The sequence below is a fragment of the Rodentibacter myodis genome (assembly GCF_001999305.1).
Lineage (GTDB): Bacteria > Pseudomonadota > Gammaproteobacteria > Enterobacterales > Pasteurellaceae > Rodentibacter > Rodentibacter myodis.
In genome coordinates this window covers 128,662-150,635 of record NZ_MLHQ01000011.1, presented here as the reverse complement: position 1 = coordinate 150,635, position 21,974 = coordinate 128,662, and the positions used below count along the sequence as shown (strand labels likewise).

General features: G+C 41.3%; 18 protein-coding genes and 3 pseudogenes. 9 read left to right on the top strand and 12 right to left on the bottom strand.

The window, feature by feature from the left end; all coding sequences use genetic code 11:
- Positions 1–188 precede the first annotated feature (188 nt).
- Positions 189–1,193 (bottom strand): class 1 fructose-bisphosphatase, encoded by a 1,005-nt coding sequence (fbp, locus tag BKL49_RS05710; protein WP_077423642.1) that lies wholly within the window; start codon positions 1,191–1,193, stop codon positions 189–191.
- Positions 1,194–1,388: 195 nt separating this feature from the next.
- Here fbp and pxpB point away from each other — a divergent pair, with 195 nt between their 5' ends.
- Genes pxpB through BKL49_RS05690 form a run of 4 tightly spaced genes read left to right on the top strand, consistent with a single transcriptional unit; the run spans position 1,389 to position 4,908 of the window.
- Positions 1,389–2,027 (top strand): 5-oxoprolinase subunit PxpB, encoded by a 639-nt coding sequence (gene pxpB / locus BKL49_RS05705; RefSeq protein ID WP_077423641.1) that lies wholly within the window; start codon positions 1,389–1,391, stop codon positions 2,025–2,027.
- Entirely contained in the window at positions 2,027–2,956 is a 930-nt protein-coding gene (locus BKL49_RS05700) for a 5-oxoprolinase/urea amidolyase family protein (RefSeq protein WP_077423729.1), read from the top strand. The genes pxpB and BKL49_RS05700 overlap by 1 nt, the downstream gene beginning before the upstream one ends.
- Positions 2,943–3,677, top strand: coding sequence for a 5-oxoprolinase subunit PxpA (pxpA, locus tag BKL49_RS05695; RefSeq protein WP_077423640.1), 735 nt, complete (start codon positions 2,943–2,945; stop codon positions 3,675–3,677). The genes BKL49_RS05700 and pxpA overlap by 14 nt, the downstream gene beginning before the upstream one ends.
- A gap of 37 nt (positions 3,678–3,714) precedes the next feature.
- The gene (locus BKL49_RS05690) at positions 3,715–4,908 is read left to right on the top strand and encodes an NRAMP family divalent metal transporter (protein ID WP_077423639.1); all 1,194 of its coding nucleotides are present in this window, start codon (positions 3,715–3,717) and stop codon (positions 4,906–4,908) included.
- 127 nt (positions 4,909–5,035) lie between these two features.
- Here BKL49_RS05690 and BKL49_RS05685 read toward each other — a convergent pair whose 3' ends face one another.
- The 5 genes from BKL49_RS05685 to BKL49_RS05665 form a co-directional block, all read right to left on the bottom strand.
- On the bottom strand, positions 5,036–5,722 hold the full coding sequence (locus BKL49_RS05685) for a DUF484 family protein (protein ID WP_077423638.1): 687 nt from the start codon (positions 5,720–5,722) through the stop codon (positions 5,036–5,038).
- Positions 5,723–5,785: 63 nt separating this feature from the next.
- Positions 5,786–7,084, bottom strand: coding sequence for an adenylosuccinate synthase (gene purA / locus BKL49_RS05680; protein WP_077423637.1), 1,299 nt, complete (start codon positions 7,082–7,084; stop codon positions 5,786–5,788).
- 324 nt (positions 7,085–7,408) lie between these two features.
- Complete coding sequence (locus BKL49_RS05675; protein ID WP_077423636.1) at positions 7,409–8,206, bottom strand: hypothetical protein; 798 nt, start codon at positions 8,204–8,206, stop codon at positions 7,409–7,411.
- 274 nt (positions 8,207–8,480) lie between these two features.
- A complete protein-coding gene (lysC, locus tag BKL49_RS05670; protein ID WP_077423635.1) occupies positions 8,481–9,833 on the bottom strand; it encodes a lysine-sensitive aspartokinase 3 in 1,353 nt (450 codons plus the stop codon).
- A gap of 157 nt (positions 9,834–9,990) precedes the next feature.
- Positions 9,991–10,668: a SanA/YdcF family protein gene (locus tag BKL49_RS05665; RefSeq protein ID WP_077423634.1), complete on the bottom strand. Its 678-nt coding sequence runs from the start codon at positions 10,666–10,668 to the stop codon at positions 9,991–9,993.
- Positions 10,669–10,871: 203 nt separating this feature from the next.
- Here BKL49_RS05665 and metX point away from each other — a divergent pair, with 203 nt between their 5' ends.
- The 3 genes and pseudogenes from metX to BKL49_RS05650 form a co-directional block, all read left to right on the top strand.
- Positions 10,872–11,954, top strand: a complete 1,083-nt coding sequence (gene metX, locus BKL49_RS05660; RefSeq protein WP_077423633.1) for a homoserine O-acetyltransferase MetX — start codon at positions 10,872–10,874, stop codon at positions 11,952–11,954.
- A 240-nt stretch (positions 11,955–12,194) separates the two neighbouring features.
- A pseudogene (cas4, locus tag BKL49_RS12900) lies at positions 12,195–12,738 on the top strand (CRISPR-associated protein Cas4); the annotation flags it as partial.
- Positions 12,739–12,848: 110 nt separating this feature from the next.
- Positions 12,849–13,163: pseudogene (locus tag BKL49_RS05650) on the top strand (CRISPR-associated endonuclease Cas1); the annotation flags it as partial.
- Here the strand turns inward: BKL49_RS05650 and BKL49_RS12675 are convergent.
- The 3 genes and pseudogenes from BKL49_RS12675 to BKL49_RS05630 form a co-directional block, all read right to left on the bottom strand.
- A pseudogene (locus BKL49_RS12675) lies at positions 13,073–13,480 on the bottom strand (hypothetical protein); the annotation flags it as partial. The pseudogenes BKL49_RS05650 and BKL49_RS12675 sit on opposite strands and share 91 nt — an antisense overlap.
- Before the next feature lie 799 nt (positions 13,481–14,279).
- A complete protein-coding gene (locus tag BKL49_RS12895; RefSeq protein WP_208607805.1) occupies positions 14,280–14,357 on the bottom strand; it encodes a hypothetical protein in 78 nt (25 codons plus the stop codon).
- 392 nt (positions 14,358–14,749) lie between these two features.
- Entirely contained in the window at positions 14,750–15,304 is a 555-nt protein-coding gene (locus BKL49_RS05630) for an NAD(P)H nitroreductase (protein ID WP_077423632.1), read from the bottom strand.
- 130 nt (positions 15,305–15,434) lie between these two features.
- On the opposite strand from BKL49_RS05630, the gene sppA reads away from it, so the two are divergent.
- On the top strand, positions 15,435–17,288 hold the full coding sequence (gene sppA / locus BKL49_RS05625; RefSeq protein ID WP_167367123.1) for a signal peptide peptidase SppA: 1,854 nt from the start codon (positions 15,435–15,437) through the stop codon (positions 17,286–17,288).
- Between the two features lie 68 nt (positions 17,289–17,356).
- On the opposite strand, the gene BKL49_RS05620 is transcribed toward sppA, so the two are convergent.
- The 3 genes from BKL49_RS05620 to prfB form a co-directional block, all read right to left on the bottom strand.
- Positions 17,357–18,289: a bile acid:sodium symporter family protein gene (locus BKL49_RS05620; RefSeq protein ID WP_077423630.1), complete on the bottom strand. Its 933-nt coding sequence runs from the start codon at positions 18,287–18,289 to the stop codon at positions 17,357–17,359.
- A gap of 113 nt (positions 18,290–18,402) precedes the next feature.
- A complete protein-coding gene (gene lysS / locus BKL49_RS05615; protein ID WP_077423629.1) occupies positions 18,403–19,911 on the bottom strand; it encodes a lysine--tRNA ligase in 1,509 nt (502 codons plus the stop codon).
- 100 nt (positions 19,912–20,011) lie between these two features.
- A protein-coding gene (prfB, locus tag BKL49_RS05610; protein WP_143530819.1) for a peptide chain release factor 2 occupies positions 20,012–21,110 on the bottom strand; the annotation gives its coding sequence in 2 pieces (ribosomal slippage) (positions 20,012–21,034 and positions 21,036–21,110; 1,098 coding nt in all).
- Between the two features lie 131 nt (positions 21,111–21,241).
- Here prfB and dsbC point away from each other — a divergent pair.
- Complete coding sequence (gene dsbC / locus BKL49_RS05600; protein WP_077423627.1) at positions 21,242–21,922, top strand: bifunctional protein-disulfide isomerase/oxidoreductase DsbC; 681 nt, start codon at positions 21,242–21,244, stop codon at positions 21,920–21,922.
- Positions 21,923–21,974: the final 52 nt, after the last annotated feature.

Here is a 21,974-nt window from a genome sequence, read left to right as displayed (position 1 = left end):
CAATTTCAATAAATTAACATTCAGAACGACAGCGTGGCGTCCCTACAAATTCATCAAAACTTAATTTTTTACTTATTGATGAAATTATTTGATTTTTAGAGAAGGACACGCGCATCCTGTCCCTATAATTAAATGAAGAATGGATCTAAAATTTTAATAAAACCGACCGCACTTTTACTTTTCGCCGGTTAATCCTCTTTAAATTCCTCCATCATTTTTTGTGCTTTTTTCACCATTTCTTCCGAACCAACAAATAATGGCACGCGTTCGTGCAATTCTTTGGGTTCAATATCTAAAATTCGGCGATAGCCATCTGTTGCCAGTCCGCCTGCTTGTTCCGCTAAGAACGCCATTGGATTTCCTTCATAAAGTAAGCGTAATTTGCCTTTTGGATAGGTGGTGGCACTTGGGTAAATATAGATACCGCCTTTCAATAAATTGCGGTGAAAATCTGCTACAAGCGAGCCAATGTAACGGGATACATAAGGGCGTTGGGTGGCTTTATCTTCTTCTTGACAGTATTTAATGTATTTTTTCACCCCTTGTGGAAATTTGAGGTATTGCCCTTCATTGATGGAATAAATTCTCCCTTCTTTTGGCATTTGCATATTTTCGTGAGAAAGGCAGAACGTGCCAATGGAAGGATCGTAAGTAAAACCATTTACCCCATTTCCGGTGGTGTAAACCAGCATTGTCGAAGAACCATACACAATATAACCGGCGGCGACCTGTTTATTGCCCGGTTGCAGGAAATCTTCTAAGGTCACCGGTGTGCCGATGGGGGAAATGCGGCGATAAATCGAGAAAATCGTTCCCACAGAAACATTCACATCAATATTAGATGAACCGTCAAGGGGATCGGTTAAAATCACATATTTTGCATTACGTCCCCGTTCGGTATCAAAGGCAATAAAACTTTCTTCTTCCTCAGAGGCAAAACCCGCCACTTCTTCACGTGCCATTAGGGCGGCTTTCATCGTATTATGCGCAAAGAGATCCAATTTCATTTGGCTTTCTCCTTGCACATTTTCCACACCGGATTGCCCTAAAATACTGGTTAACCCCGCTTTGTTAATATCACGGTGAATAATTTTCGCCAGCAGGCGAATGGATGACAAAATTCCACTCAATTCACCTTTTGCACTTGGGTATTCCGCTTGGCGTTCAACAATAAATTCACTTAATGTTTTCATTTTGTTCCCTTTTCTTTTTTAAATAGCCTTTGAAATTATATGCGATTTAAAATTTTCACAGAAAAGCCAATGTTCAAGAATGAGATCTTGATCACAAATTATTTTTTCTGAACTCTATTGACATTAGTTGTTAAAATTTTGTAAAAGATTGGATTAATAAAACTTATCAAAAGCAATCTAACAATAGGATTTTTTATGCGAATAACCCCCATTAGTGAAAATGCACTGGTTTGCATTTTAAATCCGCCCGCCAATCTTTCCCAACAACGTAAATTATGGGCTTTTTCCGATTATTTATCACAACAGGAAAACATTTTTGATGTTGTTGTCGGAATGAATAACATTACGGTGTTCACGGATTTTTTACTTGATTTTTCTCCTTTAATTGAACAATTGGAGCAGGCTTGGTTTTCATTGGAAGCCTCGCCAAGTGAATCTAAAATTGTTGAAATTCCGGTGATTTATGGGGGAGAACGTGGTGCAGATTTATGTGAGGTTGCCAAATTTCATCACACGACACCGGAGCAGATTATTGAAATGCATAGTGCGCCTCTTTACACCGTTTATATGATCGGTTTCCAGCCCGGTTTTCCTTATTTAGGCGGTTTACCCGAATCCCTACACACACCAAGACGAGCAACACCAAGAACGCTGGTACCGGCAGGTTCGGTAGGTATTGGCGGAAGCCAAACGGGTATTTATCCTTTTTCTTCACCGGGCGGTTGGCAGTTAATTGGTTATACCGAACTTTCCCTTTTTGATAAACATCATCCCCAACCCACCTTATTAAAAGCCGGTGATCAGGTGAAATTTGTTGTAGCAGGGGTGGAATGATGATTGAAATTTTAGCAATTCAAGCCCGCGCGACCGTGCAGGATTTAGGGCGTTTTGGTTATCGGCATTTGGGCATTAGTCATAGCGGTGCAATGGATAAATTGGCGTTACAGGCAGGAAATTTATTGTTGGGGAACGATCCGAATTGTGCGGCGATTGAAATTGCATTAAGCAGTGTTCGGGTAAAGTTTTTAAAAAGTATGGCGTTTTGTGTTACCGGTGCTTTTTATGAAATGAACCTTGATGATAAGCCGATTTATGCCTATTGCCGTTATTATGCCGAAGCAGGACAAATTCTGACATTACACCGTGCGAAAATCGGAATGTATGGCTACCTTTGTGTACAGGGAGGGATTGATGTGCCGTTGGAGTTAGGCTCTGCGGCGACAGATATTCGTGCAACCTTAGGCGGGGTGGCAGGGCGTTATTTGCAGCAAGGCGATGGCTTAAAAACATATTCTGATAGTCGAAAATTATGTGAATTGGCGGTAGCACCTATTCCCTTAAAAGATACGATTTACGCCGTGCCGTCTTCCGAATATGACGATTTCAAACGGAAATCGCAATACCATTGGTGGCAGGGAAAATGGACATTGCAAAGTAATTCTGATCGAATGGGCTACCGTTTTCAAGGTGACCCGCTGGAATTAATGAAACCTTTGGAAATGTTATCGCACGCTATTCAGTTTGGGACAGTGCAAGTGCCGCCAAATGGTCAGCCGATTATTTTAATGGCAGATGCCCAAACTACGGGGGGCTACCCCAAAATTGCCAATATTATTGACGCGGATCTCGGTCGATTGGCACAAATTCGGTTGGGGTCAACCGTTAAATTTGAAATGGTGAATTTGGCTCAAGCCACAAAATATCGCCGCCAAAATGAAGTTTATCTTAACCATATTAGGAGAATTGTTGATGCGACACGTTGATTTAAATGCTGATCTTGCAGAAGGTTTCCCGTATGACAAGGCTTTATTAAGCCTGCTTTCTTCTGCCAATATTGCCTGTGGATTGCACGCAGGCAATGCCGTGGCAATGCAAAGTGCGGTCAAATTTGCCAAAGAAAATCAAGTACGTATTGGGGCGCACCCCGGCTTTCCTGATCGTGAAAATTTCGGTCGAACAGCAATGCAATTTGCGCCACAAGAATTGGTGGCATATCTTAATTATCAGTTGGGGGCATTACAGGCAATTTGCCGGGCGGAAGGCGTATCTATTGCTTATGTAAAACCGCACGGCGCACTTTATAACCAAGCCGCAAAAGATGAAAACTTAGCGGCTTTAATTGCCAAGATGGTTTACCGGTTCGATCCTTCATTAAAATTAATGGGCTTGGCAGGAAGCCTAATGTTGAAAATTGCCGAAGAAGAAGGGGTGGGAACTATCTCGGAGGTCTTTGCCGATCGCCATTATTTAGAAGACGGTTCACTGGTGCCGAGAACGCAGCCGAATGCAATGGTGGAATCCGATGATGAAGCCATCGCCCAAGTGTTACAAATGGTGAAAGAGGGAACGGTGACGGCAATAAATGGGAAAGTGATTCCTGTCAAAGCGGAGAGTATTTGCCTGCACGGTGATAATCAACACGCCTTAGCATTTGCTCAACGTATCGTGGCGGAATTTAAAAAACATCATATCACAACAAAATAAAACACGACTAAACACAACATCATTAGGGAGGTCATTTATGGCATCAACTTCTCAACGCAGAAATGCAATATTAGGAGCGGCATTTTTGATGGCAACATCTGCCATTGGGCCGGGATTTCTGACACAAACGGCGACATTTACCCATACATTACTCGCCAGTTTTGGCTTTGTCATATTGCTGTCTATTTTGTTGGATATTGGGGCGCAACTTAATATTTGGCGTATTATTGCCGTCTCCGGTAAACGTGCGCAAGATATTGCCAATCAGGTATTTCCCGCTGCCGGTTATTTGTTAGCATTGCTTATTGTAATGGGAGGACTGGCTTTTAATATTGGCAATGTAGGAGGAGCGGGATTAGGGCTTCATTCTATTTTAGGTATTTCACTTGAAATGGGGGCGGTGATCAGCGGTATTTTTGCGATTTTGATCTTTTTAAGTAAAGATGCCGGTATTTTAATGGATCGTTTTGCCCAATTAATGGGATTTATTATGATTGCCTTAACGGTTTATGTTGCCTTTAAAACGCAACCGCCTGTTCTACAAGCCATTCATCACACATTTTTACCGGAAAAATTAGATCCTATTGCAATTGTTACGCTTGTCGGCGGCACGGTTGGAGGCTACATCACCTTTGCCGGTGCGCACCGTTTATTAGATGCCGGTATTCAAGGAAAAGCGGCATTGCCGGAAGTGAGCCGTAGTTCGGTTTCAGCCATTTTAATCGCCTCAGTGATGCGAATTGTGCTTTTCTTAGCGGTATTGGGCGTGGTGAGTAAAGGAATTGCATTGAACCCGAAAAATCCGGCGGAAACACCTTTTCAATATGTGGCAGGCAATTTGGGTAGTATCTTATTCGGCATTGTGATTTGGGCGGCATCCATTACTTCTGTCATCGGTGCAGCCTATACTTCCGTTTCTTTCATTTCAGGTTTTAACGAAAAAATCAGCACGCATAAAAATAAATGGATTATCGCTTTTATTGTGGTTTCAACCTTTGTGCTTGCAACCGTTGGCAGACCGGCTCAAGTATTGGTGTTTGTCGGAACATTAAACGGTTTAATTTTACCTCTTGCACTTGGTATTATTTTACTTGCCGCCTATCGCTCAAATATTGTGGGCGATTATAAACACCCAATGTGGATGACGATAATGGGCTGGTTAGTGGTTATCGTAATGGGTGTTTTGAGTGTGAAAACCATTATTTCCTATATTTCAGGCTTTTTGAGTTAAAGTGCGGTCAAAAAAAGCGGTATTTGTCGCAAATGCTTAAAGAGGAAATAATGTGAATGGTTGGGGCGCCAACGTGGCGTCTCTACTTTTTTAAATTCCCCATAATTTCATCACTAATACGGCAAATTTAAATCTTCCCTTCTTTTTTTATCAGCCATCTTTCCAAATGAATATCCACAATATCCACCAAATGTTTAAGAAAGGAAACATCCTGTCCGTGATGAAAACGTTGGGTATCACGTGAACGAAAGAGCAAAAGTGCGGTCGGTTTATGGGTGTTTTTTGTGCCGAGCAGACAACAAGCCACCGAACCAATGGGGAATTCTTCCGGCAAAAACATAAGGGATTTTTCTTTGTTGCTTAAATCCCCCAAATAAAATTGGCGTAAGCCTAAGCGTTCTAACCGAATAATTTCAAAGGCGTTGCGATCAATCCAATATTGCGCCGACAATTTTTCCTCTTTTTCCCAACTGTCGGTGAACAGCAAAATTTTCGCCCCCTCTAATTCGTAAGATTTTGCCCATTGATCTATTTTTCTCTCTGCGGAAAGAAAATCTTGTGCCTGAAATAATTTCTTTTGTAACGGCATTAATGCGAAGAAAATATCCGATTCTTGAATGGCGAGTTGGTGTAGTTTTTCAAGTTGCGAAGTGAGTGTGCCAATTTGGCGGCGTTGTTGCATTAACTGCGCCTCAACCAAGGATATTACACCTTTATGTGGATGATGGAGTGTAAGTGTTTCTAACAAGTTAGGGTGTTGTGTGAAAAAATCGGGATGGGTTTTCAGATAATGAATGATATCTTGCGTGTTCATAGGATTTTGAGGATGAAATATTAAAGGGGCGTTTTTATTACGCCCCTGTAATAGATGTTTAAATTACGCTCCGAATGGATCACGTAAAATCATTGTTTCCACACGATCAGGGCCGGTAGAAAGAATGTCCACCGGTACTCCGGTCACTTCTTCAATACGTTTGATGTAGTTCAAGCAGTTTTGCGGCAATTTATTTACATCAGTGATACGGAACGTGTTTTCTTTCCAACCCGGTAAGGTTTCATAAATAGGTTCTACGCCTTCCCAATCTTTGGCGGCAAGTGGTGCATATTCTACAATTTCACCATTTGGCATTTTGTAGGCAACACAGATTTTAACTTCATCAAAGCCGTCTAAGACGTCTAATTTTGTCATACAGAAACCGGAGATGGAGTTAAGTTGAATCGCGCGGCGAATCGCAACGGCATCAAACCAACCACAACGGCGCGCACGACCGGTTACCGCACCAAATTCATTGCCTTTACGGGCAATTTCCGCGCCCACTTCATCAAATAATTCCGTTGTGAATGGGCCACCGCCCACACGGGTACAATAGGCTTTGATGATACCAAGAACATAATCAAGATTACGAGGGCCAAAGCCTGCACCGGTTGCCACACCACCGGCAGTAGTGTTTGAACTGGTTACATAAGGATAAGTGCCGTGGTCGATATCCAACATCGTACCTTGCGCACCTTCAAATAAAATGTTGTCGCCATTTTTGCGGGCAGTATCCAATAGGGTGGTAATATCCGCGACTATTGCGGTGATCGTATCGGCAACCGCCATCACTTCATCTAAGGTTTTTTGATAATCAATTGCTTCAACTTTGTAATAATTCACCAGTTGGAAATTGTAGTATTCAAGAATATTTTTGAGTTTTTCCGCGAAGGCTTCTTTATCGAACAAGTCACCCACACGCAAGCCACGGCGTGCCACTTTATCTTCATAAGCCGGGCCAATACCGCGACCGGTTGTGCCAATGGCTTTTTTACCAAGTGCCGCTTCACGGGCGTGATCCATTGCAACGTGATAAGGCAGAATGAGTGGACAGGCTTCGGAAATCAATAAACGTTCACGCACGTTAATACCACGGCTTTCAAGTTCTCCCATTTCTTGCATTAATGCGGCAGGAGAAAGTACCACACCATTACCGATTAAACAGGTTACATTCGGGTGTAATATACCGGAAGGAATTAAACGTAATACGGTTTTTTCGCCGTTAATAATAAGCGTATGACCGGCGTTGTGACCACCTTGATAACGTACAACATATTTTACGCGATCCGTTAATAAATCAACGATTTTGCCTTTACCTTCATCGCCCCATTGAGCGCCTAGGACAGCAACACTTTTTCCCATAATTTCACCTTTTTAATTGGTTAAAAGATTAAATGAATAGTCAAATTTTTATTTTTGACGCGGTTAAATTCTCAATCCTACTTTTGTTAATTCTCATTAATGCCGGCGTAAGACACCGCATCAAATATTTATTGTTCACAATTACGTTGTAGGCTAACGAATTTGACATTTCCCACGAATGAGGAAATAAGATTATGACTTTGAGATGGCGAACAGAAACGCTTTTTAATCACGTTGGTTGAGCGTCAATCACAACCCGCTATGCTAAACTATTCTGCTATGGCTTGCCAGTATTTTCTTACGGTTATCTCATTCAATTTGGCATTAAGGTTTGTTTTTTTCATTGCGGCGAAATAAAAAACTCACCAAGCCTAATAAGAAGCCAATGCCTGCCCCCATTCCTCCCCAACTAAGTCGTGCTTGTGGCGCGGGATGTTGAGGCTGTTTGGTAAAGTGGAAGGCTGTTAATTTTTCATCAAGGGGGCTGACGGATTTCATCATATTCAGTTTTCCTTGCCAATCTTGATTTCCCATCGTGTTACCATAATAAATGTTACCCAGATTTAGTTGAGCGGCAGTTTTCACTTGAGTAAAGAGATTTTTCCATTGAAGAATCAGTTCGTCATAGATTTGCTTTTGGGTTGCATTATTTGTGTGCTCAACAAATGCGGTTAATAAGCTCTCTAATTGTGTCGGATCATCTAGGGTAAGGCTGATTTTTCCGCTTTTAGCCGTCATTGGTCGAAATTGTGTTCCTTCAATTAAATCCGCTAATAAAGAATCCTGTTTTTCATTATTATTTTGAGCGGAAGAATTTTGTTTGTAGTAGTCTGAATGTTGCCAAAAGTCTTTCACATTATCGTACGAAACAAGCTGTTCGGTAAAATGTTGGAACACAAAAGTAGGAATCTGATCATCGGCTTTATTTTCCCCCTGCATCAAATGATACATTGAAAATAGCCCATAATAATTACCCAGTTCAGATAAGGTCGGGCGGGTAATTTCCGCTTCGATTTTCCATTTGGGATGAATACCATAACTTATGGCATAGCCAATCACACCACAAAGTGCGGTCGAAATGACAAGTGTTTTTAGTTTTGATTTTTTCTGTAAAGATGTCATTCAAAATTTCCTTTTTATCTTGTTTTATAAGGTTAAAAAGTTAAGCGTTCAAAAGTAATAAAATTGCCGTATTATGTCGCGAACCCATAAAGGGAAAATAACGGTGATTAGTCGGGACGTGCTACTCGTGTTCCTATCTCCAAATCAAATAATTAAGGACACGGCTTTTCATTACACAATATCCATATAACACGGCAAAATCGGAATCATTTTTGCATTATGCAATGCATCAATTCCGATTTTTAATTTAAGTGATAAATTTTAAAACAATATTTTATTCAAACAATGCTTTATGCAGTGAGCGAACGACTTCGTCTGCGTGTTCGCTTTGTACCAACATACAAACATTGTTGGTGCTTGCGCCATAGCTAATCATACGAATACTGTAAGATTCCAATGTATCGAAAATACGTTTTGCCACGCCTGCGGCAATGTGCAGATCATTGCCGATCAGTGCCACGAGGGATAATCCCGTATCCACTTTTACCGTGCAATATTGTCTTAGTTCTTCCAATAATTCACCGGAAAGTAATTCCGCATCGGAAGATGCCGAACCGGTTTTATCTAAGGTTAAGGCAATGCTGACTTCCGAAGTCGTGATGGTATCTACCGAGATTTTATGTTTTGCCAAAATGCTAAAGACATTTGCCAAAAATCCTTGGGCGTGCAACATACTTAGACTGGAAAGGGTTAATAAGGTTTGATCACGGCGTAGGGCAATGGCACGGAAGGCAGGACGGGGTTGCGGATCACGGGTTACCCAAGTGCCACCGTCTTGTGGTGCTTTGCTTGATCCCACATAGACCGGAATATTACTGCGAACCGCCGGTAACAAAGTAGCAGGGTGTAACACTTTCGCCCCGAAAGTTGCCATTTCAGCGGCTTCGGCAAAGCTCATTGTGCCAATGCGTTGTGCCGTTGGAACAATGCGGGGATCGGTGGTATAAATGCCTGCCACATCCGTCCAAATCAACACATCTTTGGCATTTAATACTTCCGCCAATAAGGCGGCGGAGTAGTCGCTGCCGCCACGACCTAATGTGGTGGTTTTGCCGCCGGCTTCACGCCCGATAAAGCCTTGTATCACCACTAATTCGCCACGATCGATTAAAGGTTTCAAAATATTGTCGCTGTTGGCTTGGGTTTGTTTGTCGTTTGGTACGGCTTTGCCGAAGTTATCGTTTGTTGCCACGATAGTTCGCACATCCACCCAAGTTCCGCTCGCATTTTGTTCACGCAGGATCTCAATAAAAATTTGTGTGGACATCATTTCGCCGTGGCTGATTAATTCATCGGTTAATGCCGGTGAGGTAGCAAGACCGGCGGCTTCTGAAAGGGATTCGATATTTTCAAGGTATTTTTCGATAATAGGGCGAATTCGGCTGTCGTCTTTGAGTTCATTTAAGATATTTTCTTGAATTTGACGAATTTCGCCCACCAATTTTCTGCGTTCTTCCGCCTCAACACCATTGGCAAGGGCGACTAAAAGATTGGTTACACCGGCGGAAGCGGAAAGCACCACGACTCGGGTATTGGGATCGGCGATCACGATTTTGGCGCAAGCGGTCATTGCAGCGTGATTGGCAACGGAAGTACCGCCAAATTTAGCAACGGATAAATGAGACATAGAGGACTCCTAAAGTTTGATGTTTTGATATTGTATTTGCAAGGGGTATAGAAATAGCGATTTCATAAAAAATTGTCAATTCTATTCCCTAAAAAAGCCCATAAAAATTGTTTTAATTAAAAAAACATCAATTCACGATTGGAAATTTAGATAAATTTTAATGATTTTCAGGGAGAGGAAGTGGCTCCGGTTCACCCAGAAAATAAGGCTGAACCCCCGTAAGTAAATCAAATATAGCCTTAATTCGGGCGAACATTTCCCGCACTCGGGTGGCAAAGAACACCTCAGGTTGCTTTGCGGTGAAGCAAATGGCGTTGATATCGTAATATTTGGCAATGAAAAGGGCGCGTTCACAATGGAATTTTTGGCTAATGATCGTGTAAGAAGGCACTTGGAACACTTTATTGGCACGCAATACAGAATCTAACGTGCGGAAACCGGCAAAATCTTGAAAAAGCCGATCTTCCGCAATGCCCATTTTGCGTAAATCCTTGCGCATAGTGCGAGGCTCATTATATTGCATTGTGCGATTATCACCGCTTAACAACAGATAACTGACTTTTTGATTTTCAATGAGTGTTTTCGCCGCAGCAAGTCGATTGGTGTAATAATCGTTGGTTTTTCCTGTTGCCACATATTTTGAAGTACCAAGCACCACGGCATAAGGGCGATAGGGTAAATCTTCTACTTTTTCAAACACACGATCCCGAACATAAAAACTGACACCTTGATCGATAATGAGGCAGGCTAATAACAAAAATGCACCGACACAACATATCGCCCGAATTATTTTTCTGAGAGGAAAGAGAGAGCTGAGGGAAGAAAGTGCGGTCATTTTTTGCAGTGTTTTGAAAGCGAATGTGTTGGCGTAACATAATGAAAAAGCGTGATAAGTTCAAGTTGAATTTTGTCTTTATTACGATGATTGGGATTTCGGTTGGTATTTTTCTTTAGCCGTTTAGACGGCTAAAATTTCTTGACAAAGGTAATGTGCTGTTGATAATTGGGGCATTTCTTGGTTTGTGTAATAGGTTTTCAATGACTGTTCAAAATGTGGTGCTTTTTCAAGACAACCCGCTCAAGCTTGTGCTTGGGGGCGAGCTTTCGCCAATCAACGTGGCTTACCAAACTTACGGAACATTGAATGCCGAGAAAACTAATGCCGTCCTTATTTGCCACGCCCTCACCGGTGATGCCGAACCCTATTTTCCAAATAAAGAACAAGACGGTTGGTGGCAACATTTTATGGGGGCGGGGCTGGCTTTAGATACTTCCCGTTATTTCTTTATTTGTTCAAATGTATTGGGCGGTTGTAAAGGCACGACCGGCCCTGCTTCCATTAATCCAAAGACCAATAAACCTTACGGCAGCCAATTTCCGAATATTACGGTGCAAGATATTGTACGGGTGCAAAAAGCCCTGATTGATCATCTTGGCATTGCCCACTTAAAAGCAGTGATTGGCGGATCTTTTGGTGGAATGCAGGCGACACAATGGGGGATTGAATTTCCTGATTTTATGGATGGCATTGTAAATCTATGCTCGTCACTTTTTTTCAGTGCGGAAGCCATTGGTTTCAACCACGTAATGCGTCAGGCGGTGATTAACGATCCGAATTTTAATGGTGGCGATTATTATGACGGTACGCCGCCGGATCAAGGACTATCCATTGCCCGAATGTTGGGAATGTTGACTTATCGCACGGATTTACAGCTTGCCAAGGCATTTGGGCGTGCCACTAAATCGGAAGGTGATTTTTGGGGCGATTATTTCCAAGTGGAATCTTACTTGAGCTATCAAGGTAAAAAGTTTCTCCAGCGTTTTGATGCCAACAGCTATCTTCATTTGTTACGTGCTTTGGATATGTATGATCCAAGCCTTGGTTATGGCGATACCAAAACCGCGCTTTCCCGTATAAAAGCACGTTATACGCTGGTTTCCGTCACCACCGATCAACTTTTCAAATCGGTGGATTTACACAAAAGTAAACAGCTTTTAGAACAAAGTGATGTTTCTTTCGTTTTTCACGAATTCCCTTCTATTTATGGACACGATGCCTTTTTGGTGGATTATGACGGCTTTGATAAATGGATTCGGAAGGGCTTGGCGGGATATCATTAAATTGGAAAATGTAGTTGATTTTGACCGCACTTTTTCTTATTTAGGGGATGAGAATATCTTTGATTAGGTTGATATCAAATAATTACGCTATGAATAGAAATCTTACACTTTAATAAATTGATGATAGCTAAAAAATATGAGGTATAAAATGGAAAATCACTGTACTCAACCACTTAAAATGAGAAATATAAAGAACTAGGAATTATGTTGTATTTAATTGTATTTGACGGTCCTTGAATAAATTTTCTGACCGTACAAGGCAAAGCGTTGCTAGAGCGGGTAGATTCGAGCTAGCCAGAAGTTCGCAAAGGGATTCTCTTTGAACAAATGGTTTACGTTGCAGCGAAAAAATTGGGTATTAGTGGTATTTTGGATTTGGTCGATCTAGATCTCAAGACGGCCTAATTAAGGCCTGTGGAATACAAACGTGGCAAGCCTAAACCGATTGATGAAATTCAGCTTTGCGCCTAAGCATTATGTTTAGAAGAAATGACAGGGCAAACTATTGACAAAGGGGCGTTGTGGTGTATGCAAACCAGCCACCGTTTGCCGATCATTTTTCCCCTGAATTACACGCACGAAAACCCTTGTCACTATTGCCGAAGTGCGGTCACTTTTAGACAGCGGGACAACACCTCTACCTGAATACAGTAAACGCTGCAAAGCTTGCTCGCTAATCGACCTCTGTCAACCGCGGCTGTTGGAAAAGGATAGCTCGAAGGGGGGGGGGTTAAACAGCAATAATTTCTTAGATAGTATGAGAAAGCAATATGATATTTTATAAATATATGCCTTTTAGGAAAGAATTTTTTGAGGAACCATACGAGCAATACCCGCGCAGGTATTAAATGATCCATTTGAATTAAAGTTTACGGAGGAGTAATTAAAGCAATATTGATTAAAGAGAATAGCGGTTTTTGTTTTTAGGGACGCAATCGCTGTCCGTCTCGTGACGGTGTGAATGCGTTGCTTTCGTTTCTTCATAGTATTATGGGAAAAGACATCAGTGGAGCATTGCAAGGTATAGGGTTAGATCCACAAATCGGTTTTCTACATGCTGATTGCCCGGGACGAGATAGCTTAGCGCAAAATATTTTGGAAGAATTTCGTGCGTGGTGGAATAAATCATCAAGTGTTGCAATTTGCTCTCCACTAAATAACAACCAACTTGATAGGCTATTTAAATCTTTATATCCCTCAAAGTCTTGAATGATTTTGACGAGTTCAGCCTTCTATTCCTTCAGCATACGTTTGTTTTTGGACCGATAGCAGCAACATAAAGTTGAGCGCATAATGCGTTAGTGTCATCAATATGTACTAATCGCTCAGCATAGCCGTCAAAGTCATTGTAAATGATGTGGGATTTTGGTTTTAGTCATTTGGCAGTATGGCTTAGTAAACCGCTGCCGCCGAATGTATCGATAATCGTCCACCCTTCGCCGTACTGTTTCAAAATGTTTTAAAAACATTCGTTTTTTCCCGATAAATGGTAATGGGGCTTGTTTAAATAATTTCTTTTGTGTCATTTTCATTTTTTCTTGTTATTTAGATGTTTAATAATTTGTGAATAGGTTTCTTTCAAAAAGACAAAGGGATATTAGACTGTTCATTGTAATCCCTTTAAATTTTTTCTAGATCACTTTAGAAGGTAATCCCCGACTGCTTAATCTCAATGCAATATTATTTTTAAACTTAGTCGGTTTTTTAATAATGTAGCCATAATCGCTGTAATAAGTCAGGTTATCAAAAGGAATACTAAAATCCAGAATATGCTCAATGTAATCCCATATCCGACCGAATGCGGGGTTTTCGATAATATAAATCTTTGGTTGATAACGCTTGATAATTTCAATCGTGTTATAAATGCAAAGCTCACTATTTATCCGATTAAAAAAGAGCGTTCGTAATTAAATCGGGTTTTGGCGTAATCGGCACGCTTTCTGATGCGAAAATGGCTTGGTGCAGGTTTTATCTGCCGCCAACAAGCATTGCTGCTTTTCATTTCGCTGGCAAGTGACCAGCTCTCACAAGATGGACTGGCAAGAATGACATCGGGTTTTGGTAGTCTGTCTAATGTTTTAAATAAGATGTGATTGCCGAATAGTCGTGAATAATCGGCTAAATTAACTGGGATAAAATGCCGATTTTTTCATTCAATATCAATGCCGATAGGATAAACCCGCATTTCAGGAAAGGCTTTGGCTGCTTGGGTATAACAACCGTTACCGCTATCAAATAACGCCCACACGATAATTTTGTTTTTTGCCATAATAAGTTCTCATTATGGCATTCCGGCATTCCGGCATTCTTGGTGCTCCGATACTCTTATTTGTTGAATTGATTTAAAGTTTTACAACGCACGCATTTAATTTCTAAGCGTTGTACATTTTCTGCGCGTGCCAATAATTTTTTACAGCACTAGCAACGGATTTCCCTCATTTTTCGCATATCAGCATTTTCCATTTGAAATGGTTTTGTTAAAATCCGCCCGCCTCGTGAGGCAGGCGGCAGCCACTCTCGCGTGGCTGTGAATTAAAATCAAGAAGCTGTAAATTGTGTGGGTAATTCCATTTTACATTTGCAAGGCAATAAAAAGCGATATTTGTGTTATCAGTTTAGTTTAAGCAAATTTCATATTGATTCGTTCTTGAGTAAGTTCTTTATCAAAATAGAAAATTCCTATTGAGTAAAATTTCAATAGGAATTTTGATACTTTTAATTGATAGAACCTTTGTTCAACTACAATGTAATATCAATTAAATTAAAAATGCGGTTAATTTTAACCGCACTTTTACCTATAAATAACGTACAAATTCTTCAATATTGACGGTTCGACATTCACGTTCAATTTTTTCTGCCGCCGTGCCAATCATCAATAATGCCACAATTTCATCCTGTTCCCGACAACCAAGGGCTTGGCGTAGCGCACTGCCATTTACCCATTTTCCGGTGATCCAAACATTATCAAAACCCTGAGCGTTGGCGGCAAGCTGAATACCGTAAGCGGCACAGCCTGCCGTGACTAATTGTTCCCACTGCGGCACTTTAGCGACATCGGGATTTATTTTGGCGATAACGGCGATAACCATTGGTGAGCGGTGGGCTAAATTTTCTGCTTTTTTTAGTTTATCTTCGCCAAGATTGAATTCCGTTACGGCATCTTTTAACAATGTTTCTAATTTATTTAAGCCTTCATTTTCTATGACGACAAAACGATAAGGTTGTAATTTGCCGTGATCCGGTGTGTGAAGTGCGGCTTGAAATAATTGTTCAAGTTGGGCTTTATTGGGGGCGGGTGCGGTGAGTTTTTTATTTGAGTGGCGTGTGGTTAAAAGGGTTAAAGCGTCCATTTTTTCTCTCTTTAAATGAAAAGTGCGGTGGATTATAGCATAGTTTTTAGTGTGGGTTTGTGTTACGCTAAGCGAAATTTTTTTACCTATCTTTTTCACCGATATTTAAATCTAAGTCGTTATGAATCCCATTTTTCGAGTCATTAAATTCTGTTGGAATGCACTAAATTTTATTCGTGATTTAGTAATGAATCTTTTCTTTTTAGTCTTCATTCTATTGGTTATCACGCTTTTCAGCCTGACAACAAACAGCAAAAAAAGCAGCACGAATTTATCCTCAGATAACAGTGCGTTATTGCTGAATTTAGATGGTTATCTGGCGGATAATCGTGATGACGCACTGGGTTGGCAGCAAACGTTGCGTGAATTAAGCTCCGATCGCACACCAATGCAAATTTCCACTTTTGATGTCGTACACGCCATTAATATGGCAAAAGAAGACGAGCGAATCAGTGGATTGGTATTGGATCTAAATTATTTTTCAGGGGGCGATTTACCGGCAATGGAATACATTGGTAAAACCATTGAAAGTTTTAAGGAATCGAAAAAACCGGTGATTGCCTTTGCCAATCATTATTCTCAGGGGCAGTATTTTTTAGCCAGTTTTGCCGATCACATTTACCTAAATCCGATAGGGCAGGTATCCGTTCAAGGCTTGGCACAAGAAAATTTATACTATAAGGATTTATTGGAAAAATTGGCGATTACGCCGCATATTTTTCGGGTTGGGACTTACAAATCGGCAGTAGAACCGTTTTTGCGTAACGAAATGTCGCCGGAAGCCAAGGCAAATATGAATCAGTGGCTGAACGGAATGTGGAAAAATTATGTGCAAAAAGTGAGTGAAAATCGCCATATTTCTGCGGAAACGTTGTTGCCAAATGCCAAACAATATTTGTCCGAATTAAAGGCGTTGAAAGGTGATAGCACGGCTTACACCAAACAACGTAAATTGGTTACCGATATTGCAACAAATTTAGAATTGGAACAAAAATTGACCGCACTTTTTGGTAAAGATACCGAAGGTAAGCCAAATATGGTGGATTTGTTCAGCTATTTATCGAATTTTCAAGATCGTACCGTGTTTTCATTAGCGGAAAATAAAATTGCCGTTATCAATGTAGAAGGCGCGATCATTGATGGTGAAAGTGCAGAAGGCGAGGTGGGCGGCGATACGATAGTGCGTTCTTTACGTCAAGCCTACGATGATGAGCGGGTCAAAGCGGTGATATTGCGTGTAAATTCACCGGGTGGCAGTGCATTTGCTTCCGAATTAATCCGTCAGGAGGTGGATAATCTTCAAAAAGCCGGTAAACCTGTGGTGGTTTCAATGGGGGCAATGGCGGCTTCCGGCGGTTATTGGATTTCAGCCACATCCGATTACATCATTGCCGACAAAAACACCATCACGGGATCGATTGGTATTTTTGCAATGTTACCGACTTTTGAAAATACGATTAAAAAAATCGGTGTGAATGCCGATGGTGTCGCCACCACAGAGCTTGCCGAAAGCTCCGTGTTTAGTCCGCTTTCTAAAAATACGCAGGATATTTATCAGCTGGAAATTGAACACGGCTACGACAAGTTTTTGTCTTTAGTCAGTCGCGGTCGCCAAATGTCAAAAAATGCGGTAGATAAAATTGCGCAAGGGAAGGTTTGGCTTGGTGAGGATGCTTTCAAGCATAATTTGGTGGATGAACTTGGTGATTTTGATCGTGCGGTGGAAAAGGCAGCCGAGCTGGTTAATCTTCACCGCGAGACGGTGATTGAGGGATTTACCGTTGAATGGATCACGGAAGAAGAGGGCAGTATGCTGAGCAAATTGTTCCGTGATTTTAAACGTAGCGGACAACAACTTATAACCACGTGGCTTGATTTGCCAAAACCCCTTCAACAGGTTAAAACGCAATTGAATCAACTGAGTAAATTTAACGATCCCAAAGGGCAGTATTTATATTGTTTAAATTGTGGTTCGGTGAAGTAATCAGAATATAAAGAACAGAAAGCCTCTTGTATAAGAGGCTTTTTTCATAAAGTGCGGTCGATTTTTCGTTATTTTTTATTTTTCATATTGGAGAAAATATTTGCCAAAATCGGGCCGGAAACATTGTGCCAAAAGCTAAACAATGCACTGGGTACGGCGGCAATAGGATTAAAATGTGCGGCTGCAAGGGCGGCACCTAAACCGGAATTTTGCATTCCCACTTCAATGGCGATGGCTTTACTGTCTGCCGTATTGAGTTTAAATAATTGTGCCGCAAGGAAACCAATGAGATAACCAAGACAATTATGCAATACGACAACACTAAAAATAAATAAACCCGATTCCACGATTTTATCTTTGCTCACGGCAACCACCGCCGCCAAAATTAAAACGATTGATATGACCGAAATAAGTGGTGTGATTTGGCTTGCCTGTGTAATCAGATTTTTAAATAGCGAACGAACAATTAAGCCCAAGAAAATAGGGAAAAGCACCATTTTTAACACGGACATAAACATTGCCGAAGCATTAATATCCAGCCACTGACTTGCCAATACATAGAAAATAGCCGGTGTGAGAAGTGGCGAAAGTAAGGTTGAAATGGTGGTGCAGGCGACAGAAAGTGCTGTGTTGCCTTTGGCAAGATAGGTCATCACATTGGATGATGTTCCACCCGGACAAGATCCGACTAAAATCACGCCAACGGCAAGATCGGAAGGAAGGCTAAAGGCTTTTGCCAAGCAGAAAGCTATCGCCGGCATAATAACAAATTGTCCGACTACACCAATAAATACGGCTTTGGGATGTTTTGCCACCTCGCCGAAATCATTAAAAGTCAGCGTTATCCCCATTCCAAACATTACTAAACCAAGCAGATAGGGAATATAGGGGGCGAAAATTTTAAATTCCGTCGGAAATAAAAAAGCGAGAATAGCGAAAATAATCGCCCATAGTGCAAAGGTTTTGCTGACAAATTGGGTGAATTTAAGGAGTGTTTGCATGGATGTTCCTGATTATGAATAGATAAAAGTGCGGTTAATTTTAAAGCTATTTTTGATCTTATTGAATAGAAAAAAAGGAAGTCAGGAGACTTCCTTTTGTATATAACAATGAATTATTTTTGACGCATTGCCGGGAATAGGATTACATCGCGAATAGAGGGGGCATTGGCGTAAAGCATTGCCAAGCGGTCGATGCCTAAGCCTTCACCGGCGGTTGGTGGTAAGCCGTGTTCCAAGGCGACAACGAAATCTTCATCTTTGAACATTGCTTCATCATCACCTGCCTCTTTTGCGGCAACCTGAGCATCAAAACGTTCGTTTTGATCTTCCGCATCGTTAAGTTCTGAGAAGCCATTACCAATTTCACGCCCACCAATGAATAATTCAAAACGATCGGTGACTTCAGGATTTTCATCATTACGGCGTGCCAATGGGGAAATTTCTGCCGGATGTGCCATTAAGAATGTTGGTTGAATGAGGTGATGTTCTGCCACTTCTTCAAAAATGGCATTCACAATGCTACCTAATCCCCAAGATTTTTGCACTTCAATGCCTAAGCGTTCGGCAGTGGCTTTGGCACGGTCAAAATCATATAAATCTTCTTTTACGATACCTTTATCCGCACCATATTTGAGGGTGGCATCGTGCAAGGTAATGCGTTCAAAGGGTTTGCCAAAGTCGAATTCATATTCGCCGTATTTCACAATGGTTGTGCCGAGAATATCAAGGGCAAGTTTGCGTAATAATTCTTCTGTGTTATCCATTAAATCGTGATAGTCGGCGTAGGCTTGGTAGTATTCGAGCATTGTAAATTCAGGATTATGACGAACGGAAACGCCTTCATTGCGGAAGTTACGGTTTAATTCAAACACACGTTCAAAACCACCCACGACCAAGCGTTTTAAGTAAAGTTCTGGGGCGATACGTAAATACATATCTACGTCAAGGGCATTATGGTGTGTGACGAAAGGTCGTGCAGAAGCCCCGCCCGGGATGACTTGTAGCATAGGGGTTTCGACTTCCATAAAACCTTTGGAAAGAAAATATTCACGAATACCGGCAACCACTTTAGAACGAATGATAAATGTACGGCGGGATTCTTCGTTAGAAATTAAATCCAAATAACGTTGGCGATAGCGTACTTCTTGGTCGGTTAAGCCGTGGAACTTATCGGGCAGTGGGCGAAGTGCTTTGGTTAAAAGTTGAACTTCTGTCGCTTTTACGGTGAGTTCATTGGTTTTGGTTTTAAACAATGTCCCTTTTACACCGATAATATCACCGAGATCCCAATGTCCCACATCTTCTTTATAAACGCCTTCCGGCAAGTTGTCGCGTGCCACATAAAGTTGGATTTTGCCACTCATATCTTGAATGGTGACAAAGGTGGCTTTTCCCATTGCTCGGCGGGTCATAATGCGGCCGGCAACCTGCACTTCAATATTTTTTTCTTTTAGGGTTTCACCTTCTTCCGAATCGTATTTTTCGTGTAAATCCTGTGCAAGAGCATCACGGCGGAATTTATTCGGGAAGGCATTGCCTTTCGCACGCAAAGCGGCAAGTTTTTCACGGCGGGCAAGCATTTCGCCATTGAGATCCAGTTCTTTTACTTCTTGTTCTGACATTTTTGTTACCTTAATTAATATTAAAATCGATTAAAAAAATAACCGCACTTTATGGCGATTTTGTGGGTATGATGTGGGCTATTTCATACTCAATGTATTTTTACAAACCGGCTTTAAGGCTCGCTTCAATAAAACGATCCAAGTCACCGTCTAATACCGCTTGAGTATTGCGATTTTCCACACCGGTACGCAAATCTTTGATACGGGAATCATCCAACACATAAGAACGAATTTGGCTGCCCCAACCAATGTCGGATTTATTGTCTTCCATTGCTTGTTTATCGGCATTTTTCTTTTGTAATTCCAATTCGTACAACTTCGCTTTTAATTGCTTCATTGCTTGATCTTTATTTTTATGTTGGGAACGATCGTTTTGACATTGCACCACAATACCGCTTGGCATATGGGTAATTCGCACCGCACTTTCCGTTTTATTAACGTGCTGACCACCGGCACCGGAGGCGCGGTAAACATCAATCCGTAAATCGGCAGGATTAATTTCAATATCAATGTCATCATCAATTTCCGGATAGACAAATGCGGCACTAAAGGAAGTGTGGCGGCGGTTGTTGGAATCGAACGGACTTTTACGCACAAGACGATGAATACCGGTTTCTGTGCGTAACCAACCAAAGGCATATTCACCGCTCACTTTGATTGTGGCAGATTTTAAGCCCGCGACATCACCGTCCGAAACTTCCATTAATTCGGTTTTAAAACCTTTACTTTCCGCCCAACGCAAGTACATTCGTAGCAGCATTTCTGTCCAATCTTGAGCTTCCGTACCGCCCGAACCGGCTTGCAAATCCACATAGCAATCGCAAGCATCGTGTTCACCACTAAACATACGGCGAAATTCTAATTTTTCGAGCTGTTGCTCAAGCTGTTCCAATTCGGTGACGGCTTCATTGAAGGTTTCTTCGTCTTCCGCTTCAACGGCAAGTTCCAATAACCCCTCAACATCTTCCAAACCTTGTTCAAGATTTTTGATGGTATCGACAACTTGTTCGAGGGAAACCCGTTCTTTGCCTAAGGCTTGTGCCTTATCCGGATCATTCCATACGTCCGGTTGTTCTAATTCTGCATTAACTTCTTCTAAACGCTCAACTTTGGCATCGAAGTCAAAGATACCCCCGAAGCACGGAAGTGCGGTCGGAAAGGTCGGTGATTTTATTTTTTATAGGATTAATTTCAAACATAATAGAAGGGTAATGTTATAAAGTGTGGGATTATAAGCTATTTTCTTATTTTTGGATAGTTGGGCTTGCGCAAATTTGCAATCTCTTTATAATCTCAGGCTTTCTTGAGTTAGCGAGTTTAGGAACAAAAAATGAAGAAAATTTTGACCGCACTTTTATGTGTTGCTTCCACTGCCGCCATCGCGGATGATGCGGCTATCAAAGCAAAATTACAGGCACTTGGTGCGAAAAGTATTGAAGTAAAAACGTCCCCGATTTCAGGCATTAAAACAGCCGTGACCGATGAAGGGATTATTTATGTTACCGAAGACGGCAAATATGCTTTCCAAGGTAAACTCTATGAATTAACCAATAAAGGCCCGGTGGATGTTGCCGGTAAATTATTGATGGATAAATTGAATTCATATAAAAATGAAATGATTGTTTATCCGGCAAAAAATGAAAAACACGTGGTAACCGTTTTTATGGACATCACCTGCCATTATTGTCATTTATTGCACCAACAGTTAAAAGAATATAATGATCTTGGTATTACCGTGCGTTATTTGGCATTTCCGCGTGCCGGTATGAGAACGGAAACGGCAAAACAAATGGAAGCCATTTGGACGGCAAAAGATCCGGTTTTCGCCTTAAACGAAGCGGAAAAAGGCGATTTGCCTAAAGAAGTAAAAACGCCAAATATCGTGAAAAAACATTATGAATTGGGTGTTCAATTTGGGGTGAACGGTACACCAAGCATTATTACCTCAAACGGTGAAGTGATTGGCGGATATTTAAAACCGGCAGATTTATTGGCAGCGTTAGAAGAATAATGGTTGTGGGCGGAATGCCCACTTTTTTTAAGATCTCATTAACTTTCTCTCT

What these genes read in the sequence shown, in the direction of transcription:
- BKL49_RS05620 (WP_077423630.1), bottom strand. Translation starts at nt 18,289, where the DNA reads ATGCAAACACTCCTTAAATTCACCCAATTTGTCAGCAAAACCTTTGCA.
- BKL49_RS05630 (WP_077423632.1), bottom strand. Translation starts at nt 15,304, where the DNA reads ATGGACGCTTTAACCCTTTTAACCACACGCCACTCAAATAAAAAACTC.
- fbp (WP_077423642.1), bottom strand. Translation starts at nt 1,193, where the DNA reads ATGAAAACATTAAGTGAATTTATTGTTGAACGCCAAGCGGAATACCCA.
- metX (WP_077423633.1), top strand. Translation starts at nt 10,872, where the DNA reads ATGACTGTTCAAAATGTGGTGCTTTTTCAAGACAACCCGCTCAAGCTT.
- BKL49_RS05700 (WP_077423729.1), top strand. Translation starts at nt 2,027, where the DNA reads ATGATTGAAATTTTAGCAATTCAAGCCCGCGCGACCGTGCAGGATTTA.
- BKL49_RS05675 (WP_077423636.1), bottom strand. Translation starts at nt 8,206, where the DNA reads ATGACATCTTTACAGAAAAAATCAAAACTAAAAACACTTGTCATTTCG.
- BKL49_RS05685 (WP_077423638.1), bottom strand. Translation starts at nt 5,722, where the DNA reads ATGAACACGCAAGATATCATTCATTATCTGAAAACCCATCCCGATTTT.
- BKL49_RS05665 (WP_077423634.1), bottom strand. Translation starts at nt 10,668, where the DNA reads ATGACCGCACTTTCTTCCCTCAGCTCTCTCTTTCCTCTCAGAAAAATA.
- BKL49_RS05690 (WP_077423639.1), top strand. Translation starts at nt 3,715, where the DNA reads ATGGCATCAACTTCTCAACGCAGAAATGCAATATTAGGAGCGGCATTT.
- pxpB (WP_077423641.1), top strand. Translation starts at nt 1,389, where the DNA reads ATGCGAATAACCCCCATTAGTGAAAATGCACTGGTTTGCATTTTAAAT.
- purA (WP_077423637.1), bottom strand. Translation starts at nt 7,084, where the DNA reads ATGGGAAAAAGTGTTGCTGTCCTAGGCGCTCAATGGGGCGATGAAGGT.
- lysS (WP_077423629.1), bottom strand. Translation starts at nt 19,911, where the DNA reads ATGTCAGAACAAGAAGTAAAAGAACTGGATCTCAATGGCGAAATGCTT.
- lysC (WP_077423635.1), bottom strand. Translation starts at nt 9,833, where the DNA reads ATGTCTCATTTATCCGTTGCTAAATTTGGCGGTACTTCCGTTGCCAAT.
- dsbC (WP_077423627.1), top strand. Translation starts at nt 21,242, where the DNA reads ATGAAGAAAATTTTGACCGCACTTTTATGTGTTGCTTCCACTGCCGCC.
- pxpA (WP_077423640.1), top strand. Translation starts at nt 2,943, where the DNA reads ATGCGACACGTTGATTTAAATGCTGATCTTGCAGAAGGTTTCCCGTAT.